At 70.9% G+C, this 14791-nt stretch carries 15 protein-coding genes; 8 read left to right on the plus strand and 7 right to left on the minus strand.

The features are described 5' to 3' along the window. Positions 1-44: 44 nt before the first annotated feature. The 5 genes from QSK25_RS03320 to QSK25_RS03340 form a co-directional block, all read right to left on the minus strand. A complete protein-coding gene (locus QSK25_RS03320; RefSeq protein ID WP_285632371.1) occupies positions 45-482 on the minus strand; it encodes an SRPBCC family protein in 438 nt (145 codons plus the stop codon). Positions 483-552: 70 nt separating this feature from the next. Then, entirely contained in the window at positions 553-750 is a 198-nt protein-coding gene (locus QSK25_RS03325; protein WP_285632374.1) for a hypothetical protein, read from the minus strand. Positions 751-862: 112 nt separating this feature from the next. Beyond that, complete coding sequence (locus tag QSK25_RS03330) at positions 863-1045, minus strand: hypothetical protein (RefSeq protein ID WP_285632377.1); 183 nt, start codon at positions 1043-1045, stop codon at positions 863-865. A gap of 10 nt (positions 1046-1055) precedes the next feature. Further along, a complete protein-coding gene (locus QSK25_RS03335; RefSeq protein ID WP_285632380.1) occupies positions 1056-1442 on the minus strand; it encodes a hypothetical protein in 387 nt (128 codons plus the stop codon). Between the two features lie 43 nt (positions 1443-1485). Further along, the gene (locus QSK25_RS03340; protein WP_285632383.1) at positions 1486-2364 is read right to left on the minus strand and encodes an alpha/beta hydrolase; all 879 of its coding nucleotides are present in this window, start codon (positions 2362-2364) and stop codon (positions 1486-1488) included. A gap of 23 nt (positions 2365-2387) precedes the next feature. Here QSK25_RS03340 and QSK25_RS03345 point away from each other — a divergent pair, with 23 nt between their 5' ends. From QSK25_RS03345 to QSK25_RS03365, 5 genes are all read left to right on the plus strand, one after another. Beyond that, positions 2388-2927, plus strand: a complete 540-nt coding sequence (locus QSK25_RS03345; RefSeq protein WP_285632385.1) for a PH domain-containing protein — start codon at positions 2388-2390, stop codon at positions 2925-2927. A 32-nt stretch (positions 2928-2959) separates the two neighbouring features. Next, positions 2960-3535 carry an NPCBM/NEW2 domain-containing protein gene (locus QSK25_RS03350; RefSeq protein ID WP_285632388.1) on the plus strand — a complete coding sequence of 192 codons (576 nt, stop codon included), beginning with the start codon at positions 2960-2962 and terminating at the stop codon, positions 3533-3535. Between the two features lie 146 nt (positions 3536-3681). Continuing rightward, positions 3682-4566 (plus strand): cellulose-binding domain-containing protein, encoded by an 885-nt coding sequence (locus QSK25_RS03355; RefSeq protein ID WP_285632391.1) that lies wholly within the window; start codon positions 3682-3684, stop codon positions 4564-4566. A gap of 78 nt (positions 4567-4644) precedes the next feature. Continuing rightward, a complete protein-coding gene (locus QSK25_RS03360; RefSeq protein WP_285632394.1) occupies positions 4645-4887 on the plus strand; it encodes a PLD nuclease N-terminal domain-containing protein in 243 nt (80 codons plus the stop codon). Between the two features lie 135 nt (positions 4888-5022). Beyond that, positions 5023-6771 (plus strand): rhamnogalacturonan lyase, encoded by a 1749-nt coding sequence (locus QSK25_RS03365; RefSeq protein ID WP_285632999.1) that lies wholly within the window; start codon positions 5023-5025, stop codon positions 6769-6771. 41 nt (positions 6772-6812) lie between these two features. On the opposite strand, the gene QSK25_RS03370 is transcribed toward QSK25_RS03365, so the two are convergent. After that, complete coding sequence (locus tag QSK25_RS03370; protein ID WP_285632397.1) at positions 6813-8117, minus strand: jacalin-like lectin; 1305 nt, start codon at positions 8115-8117, stop codon at positions 6813-6815. A gap of 35 nt (positions 8118-8152) precedes the next feature. Here QSK25_RS03370 and QSK25_RS03375 point away from each other — a divergent pair, with 35 nt between their 5' ends. The 3 genes from QSK25_RS03375 (at position 8153) to QSK25_RS03385 (ending at position 13870) form a co-directional block, all read left to right on the plus strand. Then, on the plus strand, positions 8153-8410 hold the full coding sequence (locus QSK25_RS03375) for a hypothetical protein (protein ID WP_285632400.1): 258 nt from the start codon (positions 8153-8155) through the stop codon (positions 8408-8410). Then, positions 8407-10662: a cellulase family glycosylhydrolase gene (locus QSK25_RS03380; RefSeq protein ID WP_285632403.1), complete on the plus strand. Its 2256-nt coding sequence runs from the start codon at positions 8407-8409 to the stop codon at positions 10660-10662. The genes QSK25_RS03375 and QSK25_RS03380 overlap by 4 nt, the downstream gene beginning before the upstream one ends. Before the next feature lie 139 nt (positions 10663-10801). Then, positions 10802-13870, plus strand: a complete 3069-nt coding sequence (locus tag QSK25_RS03385; protein ID WP_285632406.1) for a family 78 glycoside hydrolase catalytic domain — start codon at positions 10802-10804, stop codon at positions 13868-13870. On the opposite strand, the gene QSK25_RS03390 is transcribed toward QSK25_RS03385, so the two are convergent. Further along, on the minus strand, positions 13860-14756 hold the full coding sequence (locus tag QSK25_RS03390; RefSeq protein ID WP_285632409.1) for an alpha/beta hydrolase family protein: 897 nt from the start codon (positions 14754-14756) through the stop codon (positions 13860-13862). The two genes, QSK25_RS03385 and QSK25_RS03390, sit on opposite strands and share 11 nt — an antisense overlap. Positions 14757-14791 lie beyond the last annotated feature (35 nt).

A 14791-nucleotide genomic window follows, 5' to 3' on the forward strand; every position in this document is an offset into this window, starting at 1 on the left:
CTAAGTGCTGCGCCGGCTGGCGTTCCCCACTCGGTGGAGGCGGGCTAACCGCGGGCCTCGATCGCCCGCACCGTCTTCTCCAGCGCGCCGCCCAGCACCTTCTGCCCGAGCAGGCCGAGCGAGAGCCCGAGCAGCTTTCCCTTGAAGTTCTTGCCTTCCCGCACGACCTCGGCGTGCACGAGCGTCCCGTCCTGGGTCTTCGTGAACGTGTAGGTGTGGCCGGACCGTCCGCCCCAGACGTTGGAGTCGACGGTGGTCAGCACGATCCTGGTGGGGTCGGACCAGTCGTAGTGCAGGCGCTCCCAGATGCCGCCGGACCCCTCGGTGACGTCGGCGAACGTGTCACCGCGCTCGTGCACCCGCAGGTCGGCGTCGGCGCTGTTGGGGAAGAGGTCCGCGCGGCCGGGGCCGAAGTCGGTGAGCCCGGCGACGAACTGCTCCGGCGTCGCGGTGGTGTGCTGGGTCAGGGTGATGCTCGGCATGTCCGCTCCTCGGTGGGTCTTCGTTCAGGAGCCAGACTTCCGCGGCCAGGGGGTCGTTCGCGCCCGTGAGTCACCCTGGTCCGGCGGACCCCGGTCGATCACGCACGCGGGCGGCGGCGTCCTCGCGGTCCTGGTGTTCGAGCATCGCGAGCGCCCGTCGCCACGCGGCCGCTGCCGTCGTCACCCTCCTCTTGGAACAGCTCCAGGAGATCGCCGCCAGCGGTTCGGGGCACTGGCCGAGGCCGAGGCGGGCGTCGGCGAGGTCCAACTCGGCCCCGGTGCGTTCGCGGACGAGCAGGTCGCGCGTGGTGTCCGCCCAGCCGCCCGCGACGCCGGTGAGCGGTTCGCCACCGCTTCCTCGCGCAGCTTCCTGAACCGCATCAGGTCCACAGAGGACTCTTCGGCGGCCGGCACGTACCCGGCGGGGTCGCGGTGAGCGTGACGCCCAGGGCGTGCCGCGGCCGGGACAGGCAGCTGTGCGGGGTGGCCCTGGACCGCGCGGGCGGGTCGGCGCCCCAGACCCGTGCGCTCACCTCATCGAGCAGGGTGATCTCGACGGTCACCGCCTGCCGCTCAGCCGTCCTTCTTCGCCGTGAGCAGCGAGACGACGGCCAGCCCCGTGTTGACCGCGGAGATGATCGTGGTCAGCTTCGCCGCCTTGGCCGGGAGTTCGCCGCGCCTGCCCGCGTACACGGCGGCCGCGGTGTCCGTGGCGTGGATGAGCACGGCCTGCCGGAGCACGCGGCGGGCGTTCGCGTCGGTGCTCTTGAGGGTCAGCAGGTCGACGCCGAGCACGAGGGTGCGGATGCCGAACATGCGGGCGGGGTAGACGAACCGCTTGTCGTCGCCCAGTTCGTCGCCGAGGCTCTTCGCCATGCGGTCCGCGGCGAACAGCCCCAGCGCGCCGTTGAAGATCCGCACGCACGCCAGCGTGGTCCGCGTGACATCGCCCAGCTCCATCGTTCCGCCACCTCGTCGTCGATCGCCGGTCCCGCTGCGGAGTCTAGGAGAGCAGTGCCGACAGCCACCGCTCAACGTCCTCGCGCGCGGCCCTGGCCATACCGGTGTCGCGGCGGGTGAAGCCGTGCCGCGACTCGGGGTAGACCTTGAGCTCGACCTCACCACCCGCGCTCAGGACGCGTGCCGCCATCGCGAGGTTGTCGTCGAGCAGCACGTCCTGGTCACCGACGACGATCAGCAGTGGCGGGAGTCCGCGCAGGTCGGCGTAGACGGGGGAGATGTCCGGGTGCGTGCGGTCCGGCGCGTGGCCCGCATACGCCTCGATGAAGAACTCGTCGGCGATCTTGCGACCGGCCGGGGTCAGGCCGCTCAGGTCGTAGGTGCCGAACTGCAGGGCTGCCCCGGCGAACACCCCGGGGTCGCCCTGGTCGCGCAGCCGCAGCAGCGTCGTGACGGCGAGCGTCGCGCCGGCCGAGAAGCCGCCGATGACCATCCTCGACGTGCCGAACTCCCGTTCGGCGTTCTCGGCCAGCCACAGCGCGGCCGTCTCGGCGTCGTCGGGAGCGGCGGGCCACGGGTGCTCGGGTGCGAGCCGGTAGTGAACGCTCACCACGACCGCCTGCAGGGCGTTCGCGAGCTGCCGGTTGCGGGCGTCGTCGTCGGCCGCCGACCCCAGGTAGAAGCCACCGCCGTGGAAGTCCAGGTAGACACCCCTCGCCTGCCCGGACGGCCGGTGGACGCGGACGGGCACCTGCCTGCCGGCGGCGCTGACCAGCGTGTTGTCGTCGGGTTCGGGCGTCCTGAGCACGCTCACCTCGGCCAGGCTGCCCGGCCCTCTGCGGAGCCCGCGCTCGGCGTTCGACGCGCGCGCCTCCTCGACGTGCGCGGCGAGCCCGGGACCGGTGAAGTTCTGCAGGCGCATGGTCGAGTTCTATCGTGTGCGGCATGGGCCGGGGCAGGGTGGAAGCGGTGTTGCGCAGGAAGTTCGACAACACCTTCAGCTGGGTGGTGTCGGTGGCGGCGCTCGCCGTGACGGCGTACGTGCTGCTCAACCCGTTCCCCGGCAACGGGTTCGGCGAGCAGGCCGAGTTCGTCGCGATCATGGCGCCGCTCATCTGGTTCATGTGGATGGTCGGCGCGCACGCCGTCGTGAAGGTCCACGAGTCCGGGGTGCTGGTGGTGAACTGGTTCCGCGCGTACTGGGTGCCGTGGGCTTCGCTCGCGACGGTCGAGGCGACCCGCGAGGTCACCCTGGTCACCACCGACGGGGAGCGGATCAACGTCGTCGTGGGCGCCCTGTCCGCGGCCAGTTCGCTGCGGGGCAACCGGCTGCAGGCCGAGATCCGCGAGGAGATCGAGAAGCACCGTCCCGCGGCCCCGTCCGGCGGTGGTGGCGTGCGCAAGTGGGTCGACCTGGCGCCGTGGCACTTCCTGGCCGTTGTCACTTTCCTCCTCATGATCGGCCTCGTCGGTCTCTGGCTGTAACGAAGCGGTGCGCGGCCGAGACAAAGCCGGACATGACGACTGGCGGTAGTGGTCACTGGAAGTGGATCTCCGCTGCTCTCGGGGTCGCGCTGGCGGGCGGGACAGCCGTGCTGATCAGCGAGCTGAGGGACACCGGCGAGCCCCCGGCGACCGAGGTGCTCCCGGCCACGCTGCCGACGAGCACGCCGCCCGGCGAGCAGTGGTACGACCTCACCGCGCACGAGCCCGTCGAGTCCGGCGGCGGCCAGGAGGTCCTGCCGACGGTCGGCATCGGCAAGCAGTCCTACCCGCGCGGTCTGCGGGGGTCCGGCGTCGCGCCGGACAACTACCGGAGCTGGCTCGTCAAGGGCAGGTGCTCGCGCCTGTCCGTCTGGGTCGGCAAGGACGCCACCTCGACCGCCGGGGGCGGTGCCGGGCAGTTCGTGATCAAGACCGACGGCGTCGAGATCGCCACCCGGCAGGCGAGCGCGGGGGACGCGCCGCAGCACGTCGAGATCGCCCTCGCCGACGTCGACCTGCTGACCTTGCAGGACGTGCGCGGTGCCCGCGACGCCGACAACGCCTGGGGAAGCCCGCGGGTGTACTGTGCCGCCGCGCCCGGCGAGTAACGCGCTGATCACTTCTGCCGACAGACCAGCAGCGGGAGGTCGCTGTCGTCCGGTGTGGACGGCGGCGGTAAGTCGTTTCGTGCCAAGCAACTCGATGGCGATCGGCGGACCCGCGGGACGTGTCGGGTGGACGGTCGGGGGCGGAAGTGGCGCGCGGGCACCTGCTGGTGATGTTGTTGCTGCTCACGGCGTGCACCGCCGAACCCGCCGCGGAGGAACCACGACCGGTGCCGACGCCGTCGTTCACGGCGCCGACGCTGGTAGGCAAGGTCGTGCCGCCGCAGAACGTGCTCACCGTGGTCCGGGACGTGATCGACGCCAGGACCGTCGAGTTCGTCGACGGCACGAGGGTGCAGATCTCCCTGCTGGCCGAGCCCAAGGAGTGCTTCGCGAAGGCCTCGCTCGACTTCGCCAGGAAGACTCTGCTCGCGACCTCCGTCCGGTACACCGTGCTGACGGTCGGCGAGGTGAACCTGGAACTGGAGGACGGCACCGACTACGCGGTGCTGTCCGTGCAACAGGGCGCCCTGCGGCCGGACGGCGTGGACGGCGGCCCGCTGATCGCCGCACAGGAAGAGGCGAAGGCGGCGAAACGAGGGCTGTGGGGCCCGCCGTGCGAGGGGTCGGACACGTCCAAGCCCGTTCCGACGACGACCACGCCACCGCCACCCACCACGACGACCACCCCACCGCCACCGCCTCCGCCCGCGCGGGCGTGCGCCGTCTCCTACCGCGTCACCGGCCAGTGGCAGGGCGGCTTCCAGGCGAGTGTGACCGTGCGCAACACCGGCAGCGAGAAGGTGAACGGCTGGTCGCTGCTGTGGGCGTTCCCGAACGGCGAGAGCGTGCGCGAGGCGTGGGACGCGTCCGCGCGGCAGTACGGCTCGTACGTCAGCGCGACGAACCTGAGCTACAACCGGCAGATCGCGGCGGGCGGGTCGGTCCAGTTCGGGTTCAACGGCAACTCGCGCGGCACCCACCGGCCCCCGACGGCGTTCGCGCTCAACAACGTGAAGTGCGCGGTCGAGTAGAGATCAGCTCACGGTCGTACGCCGCGATCGTCCTTCAGGACGACTCGGGATGACTCCGAACGGCCGTAGGGTCTTCGCATGCTCACTTCGTTCGCCCTGTCCGACCAGAACGCGGGATGGCTCGAGGGAGGCCTCCTCGTCCTCGTGGCGCTCGGTGCCGTGGCCCTCCTGGTGTTCTGGATCGCCGCGTTGTTCAGCGTGCTGGGCGCGCCGATCGGGTGCGGCGCGAAGATCCTCTGGCTGCTCGTCGTGTTCGCGCTGCCGTTCCTGGGCAGCCTGCTCTGGTTCGTCGTCGGACGCCGGATGACACCGGTGGCTTAGAAGTCCGCAAAGGACGGTGTGGCCCGCTCGACGTCCTCTGGTCGAATTCGAGTCGAAACCGAAGTGCCACAAGGCATTCGACTCGTTCGACGCTAGCGTTGCGGCATGAAACGTTTCAATTCTGCAGTGCTGGCAATGGTTCTGGTGTCGGGCGGCGTCCCGGCGTTCGCGGACGAGCCGCCTGAACGCGGGCTCGTCAGCATCAGGTCGGTGCACGGCAACGGGAACTTCGTGTCGTGGCGGCTGCTCGGCTCCGATCCGGCGGACCTGGGGTTCAACGTCTACCGCGACGGCGTGCTGGTCAACCGCACGCCTCTGCGGACGGCGACGAGCTTCCTCGACGAGGGTGCTCCCGCGACCGCGTCCTACTCGGTGCGTGCGGTGGGCGGAGGCGTGGAACCGGCGGCGGCCACGCGGTCCGTCGGCACGCTCGCGACGAGCAGGGACGTACCGCTGCAGATCCCCTCGGGCGGGACCACCCCGTCCGGCGAGTCGTACACCTACGTGGCCAACGACGTGTCCGTCGGTGACCTGGACGGTGACGGCGAGCAGGACCTCGTGCTGAAGTGGGATCCCACCAACGCCAAGGACAACTCGCAGTCCGGCTACACCGGCAACGTCCACCTGGACGCGTACCGGTTGAACGGCACCAGGTTGTGGCGGATCGACCTCGGTCGCAACATCCGCGCGGGAGCGCACTACACGCAGTTCCAGGTGTTCGACTACGACGGGGACGGCCGGGCCGAGGTGGCGGTGAAGACCGCGGACGGCACCCGGTCGGGCACGGGCCAGGTGATCGGCAACGCGAGCGCCGACCACCGCAACAGCAGCGGGTACGTGCTGGCCGGACCCGAGTACCTGTCGGTGTTCCGGGGCACGGACGGCGCGGTGCTCGACACCGAGAACTACGTGCCGCCGCGCGGCACCGTGTCGTCGTGGGGCGACGACTACGGCAACCGGGTCGACCGCTTCCTCGCCGGAACGGCCTACGTGGACGGTTCCCGGCCGAGCATCGTCATGGCCCGCGGCTACTACACCCGCAGCGTGATCTCGGTGTGGGACTTCCGGGGCGGCCAGCTGACGCAGCGGTGGACGTTCGACTCGGCCTCCCAGTCGAACCGCTCCGCCTGGGAGGGCAAGGGCAACCACCAGCTGTCGGTGGCCGATGTGGACGGTGACGGCCGGGACGAGATCGTTTACGGCTCGATGGCGATCGACGACAACGGCCGCGGTCTCTGGCAGAACGGCACCCGGCACGGCGACGCGTTGCACGTCGGCGACTTCATCCCGTCGCGCGCGGGCCTGGAGGTCTTCAAACCGTCGGAGTCCACGACGGACCTCTCGCACTGGATGGGCGACGCGCGGACCGGTCAGATCATCTGGAGCGCGCCGTCGTGCGGCTGCGACAACGGCAGGGCAGTGGCGGCCGACGTCTGGGCGGGCAACCCCGGTGCGGAGGCGTGGTCGGCCTCGGTGGGCGGGCTGCGCAGCGCCACCACGGGCGCCCAGGTCGCCGCGCGCAAGCCGGGGTCGACCAACTTCGTGATCTGGTGGGACGGCGACGCGCAGCGCGAGCTGTTGAACGGCACCACGATCGACGAATACGGCCCCGACGGCGACACGCGGCTGCTCACCGGGTCCGGCGTGGCGTCGAACAACGGCACCAAGTCCACGCCCGCGCTGTCGGCCGACATCCTGGGCGACTGGCGCGAGGAGGTCGTCTGGCGCACGTCCGACAACCGGGCGCTGCGCATCTACTCGACCACCGAGCCGACCTCGATCCGGCGGGTGTCGCTGTTGCAGGACCGGCAGTACCGGCTGGCCGTGGCGTTCCAGAACACCGCCTACAACCAGCCGCCGCACCCGAGCTTCGCCTCGCCGTGAGGACGACGGGCCCCGCGCCCGGTGAGCGCGGGGCCACCCGGTCAGGCCGGCGTGAAGATCACGCCGAGCCGGTCGACCTCGTCACCCGAGCGGCCGGTGAACCCGGCGATCCGCCACCCGGCGGGTGCGGTGAAGGTGGTCGTCTCACCGGTCGGTTGCCCGGCGGAGAGCACGCGACCCGTGGTCGTGGTCAGCGTGGCCGAGAAGACGCGCGTCCGGCCGTTGTGCTTGCCCTGGCTGAGCTTCGCCGACACGAAGTGCTCACCGGGAGCGAGCGTGAGGCTGGTCGCGGTGCCGCCTGTGCCACCGTGCGTCAGTGTCGCGCCGTCGGCGTAGGAGGCGGAGATCTGGTCCAGCCGGCTGCCTCCGCGCAGGCCCACCGTCCTCAGTGGACCCCGGTCGACGGCCGCGACGTCGGTGAACGGCGTGCCGTGCGGCCCGCCCGCCTCCGCGCTGAGCCGGAGGTCCTCGTCCGCCGTCCAGTCGAACCGGGTGGCGATCGGGTGGTGGTCGGACAGGGGCTTGCCCGCGGCGTCGAGGAACGCCGCGTTGTCGTTGCGGTAGTCGCGTGCCGTCAGGGTGACCTGGCGGTTGCCCCGGTAGAGGATCTTGTCGACGACCTCGCAGGAGTCGGTGACCGCGGCCGGGTCGCACACGAGCGCGGGGCTGCCGGCGGCCGGTGCCTGGCCGCCGCGTTCGAGCTGGACCCACGCGTCGGTGAGACCGTTGGCGGTGACCAGGTCGCGGATGTTGTCGTCCGCGCGGGTGTAGCGGGTGTTCGTGTCGCCCAGGACGATCACCGCCTGGCCGGCCGAGTGCGTGGCGATGCGGCGGGACAGCTGGGTGATGTTCGCCCGGCGCGCGGCGAGGTCCGCGGGTTCGGTGCCCGCGTTGGGGTGCAGGTTGTAGACGTCGACGGACACGCCTTCCGCCAGCACGATCCGCTGGTGGGTGAAACCCTTCGGAGTGAGGCAGTCGGTGCCGTTGCAGGAGGTCCACTTCGTCCGTTCGAGGTCGAGGTAGGGCCGGTGCGACAGCGTGTTGAGGCCGCTGCCGAACGGCACGCCGCCACTCGTGGGCGTGCGGTGGGCGTGGTCGTCGCCCGCGTACAGGGCCGCGTGGTAGTTGAAGTCCTCCTGGACGGCCACGACGTCGTACGCGGAGAGGCGCGGGCTGATCAACGGGGTGTTGACGGCGGGGTTGCCGGACGACAGCGGCTCCGGGAGGCCGGCCACGTTGTAGGTCAGGACCTCGAAGCTGCCGCCGGCGCCGGGTTGCGCGTGGGCGACGGCGGGCAGGGCGCTCAGGGCGAGGGCCAGGACGAGCGTGCGGGTGAACGTCGACATCGCGGCTCTTGGCTCACTTTCCACGGTGCAGGGGGGTGTGGGAGAGCGCTGCGATCTTCCGGCCGGGAACGACGTCGGTCAACGGTTCGACCGCAGCCGGCGCGATGTTCGACGCGGCGTTCGACAGGTTCGACGCCCGCGGAAATGTTGTCCTGCAGGACAAGCCCGACGTCAGCAGGTCAGCGGGGTTGCGGTGGGCCGGTCGGCGGTACGTCGCCGATCCGTCCGCTGACTACCGTTTCGAAATCTGGGAGCGCTCCCAGATTTCCTCGGAACCCAGGAGGTCGTGGTGACCTTGAGACTTCTCCGAGCGGTGGTGACCGGGCTGCTGCTCGCGGCCTGCGTGGTCATCGCTCCCGGCGCCGCGAGCGCCGCCGCCCCCACCCGGATCATGGCGCTCGGTGACTCGATCACCGGCTCCCCGGGCTGCTGGCGGGCGTTGCTCTGGAAACACCTGCAGGACACCGGGCACACGAACGTCGACTTCGTCGGCACGGTGCCGGGGGACGGCTGCGGGTTCGCCCACGACGGCGAGCACGAGGGTCATGGGGGGTTCCTCGCGACGAACATCGTGCGGGACAACCAGCTCCCGGGCTGGCTCTCGTCCGCCCGGCCGGACGTCGTCCTGATGCACCTGGGCACCAACGACGTGTGGAGCAACGTTCCCGCCGGCTCGATCCTGGGCGCCTACACGACGTTGCTCGGCCAGATGCGGGCGAGCAACCCGGCGATCAAGCTGGTCGTCGCCCAGATCCTGCCGATGACCCCGGCGAACTGCTCGGCGTGCGCCCAGCGGGTGGTCGACCTGAACAACGCGATTCCCGGGTGGGCACGTGCTCAGAGCACCTCGGCGTCACCGATCACCGTGGTCGACCAGTGGACCGGGTTCGACACGGCAGCCGACACGTCCGACGGCGTGCACCCGAACAGCTCCACCGGCATCCAGAAGATCGAGAGCCGCTGGTACCCGGCGGTGGTCGCGGCGCTGGGGACCCGACCGGCGGCGGTGGGTCTGCACGTCGAGGGCACGCGGGTCGTCGAGGCGAACGGGTCGGCGTTCGTGATGCGCGGGGTGAACAACGCGCACGTCTGGTACCAGAACCAGACCCGCGCGTTCGCGGACATCAAGTCCTTCGGCGCCAACACCGTGCGCGTCGTGCTCGGCAGCGGCCAGCGCTGGGGACCGACGCCCGCCTCGGAGGTGTCGAGCGTGATCTCGCTGTGCAGGCAGTCGAGGCTGATCTGCGTGCTGGAGGTGCACGACACCACCGGGTACGGCGAGCAGAGCGGTGCCGCCTCGCTGGACCAGGCCGCGACCTACTGGATCAGCGTCGCCTCGGCGTTGCAGGGCCAGGAGAACCACGTCGTCATCAACCTCGGCAACGAGCCGTTCGGCAACAACGCGCAGGTCAGTGCCACGTGGGCGAGTGCGACGAGCGGCGCGATCAGTCGCCTGCGCGGCGCCGGGCTCCAGCACCTGCTGATGGCTGACGCGCCGATGTGGGGCCAGGACTGGGGCGGCATCATGCGCGACGGCGCGGCGTCCGTGCTGGCCGCCGATCCGTTGCGCAACACGGTGTTCTCCGTCCACATGTACGGCGTCTACAACACGGCGGACAAGGTCAACGCGTACTTCGACGCGTTCCGGACCGCAGGGCTGCCGCTGGTGGTCGGGGAGTTCGGGCACAACCACAGCGACGGCGACCCGGACGAGGACACGATCCTGGCCCAGGCGCAGGCCCGCGGCCTCGGGTACCTGGGCTGGTCGTGGAGCGGCAACAGCAGCGACGTCGGCTACCTCGACATGGTCGACTCGTTCAACCCGGCGAGCCTCACCTCCTGGGGTGAGCGCTTCCTGAACGGTGCCAACGGAGTCCGGCAGACGTCCCGCGAGGCCACGATCTACGGCGGGGCGGCCGACACGCAGGCACCGTCCACCCCGGGCACTCCGGTGGCGTCCTCCGTCACGTCCTCGGGGCTGGCGCTGAACTGGACGGCGTCGACGGACAACGTCGGCGTGACCGGGTACGACGTGCTGCGCGCGGTGGGCAGCGGCTCGTTCACCCAGGTCGGCTCCTCGGCGACGGCGTCGTTCGCCGACTCCGGTCTGACGCCGTCGACCACCTACCGGTACCAGGTGCGGGCTCGCGACGCCGCAGGCAACGCGTCCACGGCGTCGGGCATCGTGTCGGCGACCACGAGCACCGGCGGCGGTGGCGGCGGGTGCAAGGTCGGCTACTCGGCCCAGAACTGGGGCGGTGGCAACGGTTTCACCGCCAGCGTCACCATCACCAACACCGGTGTGAGCGCTGTCAACGGCTGGACGCTGGCCTTCAGCTACGCGAACGGCCAGAAGGTGACCCCGCCGGGGTGGGGAGCGACGTTCGCGCAGTCCGGCGCGGCTGTGAGCGCTACCAACCTGACGTGGAACGGCACGCTCGCCCCGAACGCGTCGACGAACATCGGGTTCAACGGCACCCACAGCGGCTCGAACCCGGCGCCGACCTCGTTCAGCCTCAACGGCAGCACCTGCACCACCGGTTGACATTTAAACGATACAACCAGGCTGTCCATTTCCGGACAGCCTGGTTCACTCTGCCTTGACACGGTCGTGGCTCGCCCAACACCCTGGCTGTCGCCTCAGGAATTGAAACGTTTCATCCAGCGACGAAGGTGGAGATGACGTGCGGCGACGGACGTTCCTGAAGACATCGGCGGCCGGGCTCTCGATGACCGCGCTCCCGCCGGGGGTGGCGGCGGCCGAGCCGGACGGCAAGGCCGGCGGGGTGAGGGTCGAGCGCACGACCGTCGAGTACGCGGACACGCTGCTGGGCACCGACGTGGCGGCACCCCGGCTGGCCTGGGTGCTGGCCGCGGACGGCACCGGTGCACGCCAGACCGCGTACCAGATCGAGGTGGGCACGGCCCCCGGACGTGCCGACGTCTGGCGGTCCGGCCGGGTCACCTCCGACCACACCACCGGAATTCCCTTCGGCGGCGGGGAGTTGAAGCCGCGCACCCGCTACCACTGGCGCGTCCGCGTGTGGGACGGCGCGGGCCGCCCGTCGCCGTGGAGCACGACCTCCTGGTGGGAGACCGCCCTGCTCGGCACACCGTGGCAGGCGCGCTGGATCGGCGCGACCGACACGGCGATCGACTTCACCGGCGCCCGCTGGATCTGGTCGCAGACGACGCCAGCCGAAACCAGGTGGTTCCGCGCCGCGCTTGACCTCCCCGCCGATGCGGTGCGGGCCCGTCTGGTCGCGACCGCCGACGACGACTTCACGTTGTACGTCAACGGAACCGAGGTCGTGCACGTCCCCGAACAGGTCGACGTCTGGAAGGTCGGCCAACGCGCCGACGTCACCCACCTGGCCGGCCGCCGCGTCGTCCTGGCCGCACGGGCCACCAACCGCTCGGCAGGCCCGGCGGGTCTACTGCTGCGCCTGGTCGCAGACCTGCCCGACGGTCAACGCGAGATCGTGACCGGCCCTGGCTGGAAGGTGGCCGACACCGAACAACCGGGGTGGCAGACCCCGGCGTTCGACGACACGTCCTGGACCCCGGCCACCGTGCTAGACCCGTACGGCCAGGGCCCGTGGGGAGCGAACGTGACGGTGAAGGAACAACCCGCACCGTTGCTGCGCCGGGAGTTCACGCTCACCAAGCCCGTCACCCGGGCCAGGCTCTACCTCAGCGGCCTCGCCTACCACGAGACCGAGATCAACGGCCGCCGCGTGGGCGACCGCGTGCTGGACCCGGGCTTCACCGACTACGACAACACCGTCCTGTACGCGACGCACGACGTGACGAGCCTGGTCCGTCGCGGCGCCAACGCGATCGGCGTGACGCTGGGCCGCGGCTTCTACGGCATGAAGACCCCGAACGTCTGGCGCTGGGAACGCCCGCCGTGGCACGACGAGCCGAAACTCCTGGCCCAGCTGGAGATCGAGCACCCGGACGGCACCCGCACCACCATCGCCTCCGACGACCAGTGGCGCCTCACCGACGGCCCCACGATCTCGAACTCCCTCTACACCGGCGAAACCTACGACGCCCGCCAGGCCCCGCGGGACTGGACGAAGCCCGGTTTCGACGACAGCTTGTGGCAGCGCACGACTCTCCGGCCCGCGCCCCGTGGTGTGCTGAAAGCCCAGGAGCACGAACCGATCCGCGTGATCGAGTCCGTCACCCCGACCGTCACCCGACTACGGCCCGGCGTGTTCGTCGCCGACATGGGCCGCACGATGTCCGGCTGGACCCAGCTCACCGTCACCGCGCCGGCCGGTACCGTCGTCCGCCTCAAGCACGGCGAGACCCTGAACTCCGATGGCAGCGTTCACATGGACAACGGCCACGTGAGCGGCGGCCGCATCCAGCTGGACGAGTACGTCTGCGCGGACGGCACGGGCACGTGGGAACCGAAGTTCTCCTACAAGGGCTTCCGCTACGTGGAGGTCACGGGTCTGGCGGCGGCGCCTCGCCTGGTCGGCCGCCTGGTCCACTCCGACGTGCCCAGGGCCAGCACCTTCCGCTGCTCGGAACCGCTCTTCGAGCAGTACGACGCCGCCATGCGCCGCACCGTCGCCAACAACCTGCACGGCATCCCAACCGACACCCCGACGTACGAGAAGAACGGCTGGACGGGCGACGCCCAGGTGGGCGCCCCCTCGATGCTGGCAGAGTTCGGCATGGCCCGCTTCTTCACCAAGTGGCTGGCCGACCTCGCCGACAGCCAGGACACCGCGGGCCAGCTCCCGGTGATCGTTCCCTCCGGCGGCTGGGGCTACCGGGAACTGGCGCCCGCTCCCGAGTGGACCACCGTCTACCCGTTCGTGCTGCGCGAGATGTACCGCGTCTACGGCGACTCCCGCCTGCCCGAACAGCACTGGCCGGTGCTCACCAGGTACCTGGACTGGGAGATCGCGAGACTGCGCGACGGCCTGGCCGTCACCGCGCTGGGCGACTTCCTCCCGCCGGGCTCCGGTGGCATTCCACCGGAGGACACCCGCCTGACCGCGACCGCGTACCTCTACCGCGCGCTGCTGCACACCGCCGAGCTCGGCGACGTGATCGGCAAGCCGGTGCCGCGCTACCGCGAGGTGGCCGCGTCCTTGCTGGCGACGTTCAACAGGACGTTCCTCGACGGCTACTACCGCACCTCCCGCGACCCCGGCTACCGCCAGACCTCGAACGCGATCCCGCTGGCGTTCGGCATGGTGCCCGCCGGTTCCGTCCAGACCGTCGCCGACAAGCTCGCCGCCGAGATCCGCGCCAACGGCAACCACGTCAACGTCGGCTGCCTGGGTGCGAGCGTTCTGTTGCAGGCGTTGAGCGACAACGGCCACGCGGACGTCGCGCACTCAATGGCCGTGGAGCGTTCGTACCCGAGCTGGGGTCACTGGTTCTCCAACGGCGCCGACACCATGTGGGAGATGTGGGACACCGGCACCCGGTCCCGCAACCACTACTTCAAGGGCACCGTCGTCCAGTGGCTGTACGAGCACGTCGCCGGGCTGCGGCCGGGCGACGCAGGGTTCCGGACGTTCGTGGTGCGGCCGACCGCGACCTCGATCTCGTGGGCGCGGCTGGAGTTCGAGAGCGTGCGCGGCCGCATCGTCGTGGCGTGGGCGAAGATCGACGGCAAGGTGCGCCTGACCGTCGAGGTCCCGGTGGGCGCCACGGCCGAGGTGCACGTGCCAGGTGGTGGCGTTCGGACCGTCCACCACGGACGGTGGACCTTCACCGGCTGAGCCGTCGTGCCAGCCAGTCCGCGACCTCGGTGAGCAGCTCGGGGTCCACCGGCCGGCGCAGCAACCGCGCGTAGGACGTGAGCGCGGGCGATCCGGGATCGCGGCGCAGCACGTGGGTCAGGCCGGGAACGCGGCGGACCTCCGCGCCGGGCACGAGGGAGGCGATGACCTCCAGGTCGGCGGGATCGACCTGGAGGTCCTTCTCACCGGTGATCGCGAGCGTCGGCGCGGTGATGCCGGGCAGGTCCGCGCGCGGGTCGTGGGCCAGCTGCTCACGCCACCACCGGGCGTTGAGCCGCACGCCACCGACCCGGGCGACGTCCGTGGTCGTCTTCTCCAGCCTGGCCACCAGCCGCGCGGCGAGCAGGCCCGGCAGCGGCCGGACGATCTTCGGCAACGTGCCCGCGACCCGTTCCGCCTGCCACCGCAACGCCTCTCCGCCCGGACGCGCGTAGCCGGCGAGCAGGACGACGGCGTCGGGACGTTCGTGGGCGCCCAGCCACATCGCGTGCACCGCCCCCTCGCTGTGCCCGAGGACGCCGACCCCGCCGATCTCCGGCCGGTCGCGCAACGTCCGCAGGGCGAGCGCGGCATCGGCGCGGTTGTCCAGGAACCCCGCCGCACGCCAGTCACCGGGCGAGGCACCGACGCCACGCCGGTCGTACCGCAGCGACGCGATCCCGTTGCGCGCCAAGGCCTGCGAGAGTGGAACACCCAGCTCCACCCGCATCCGCCCGGCGTTGGAGTCGCGGTCGACCTTTCCTGATCCGGGTAAGCAGAGCACGGCCGGGTGCGGGCCGGGCCCTGGCGGGAGGGTGAGCGTGCCGGGCAGCGCGTGGCCGTCCGCGGTGATGGTGATCTCGACGTCGCGCCCGGTGCCGTTCATTGCTTGCTCCATTCTCATTTTTGAGAACAGTATCA

Source organism: Lentzea sp. NBRC 102530 (genome assembly GCF_030269365.1).
In the GTDB taxonomy this organism is placed as follows: Bacteria; Actinomycetota; Actinomycetes; order Mycobacteriales; family Pseudonocardiaceae; genus Lentzea.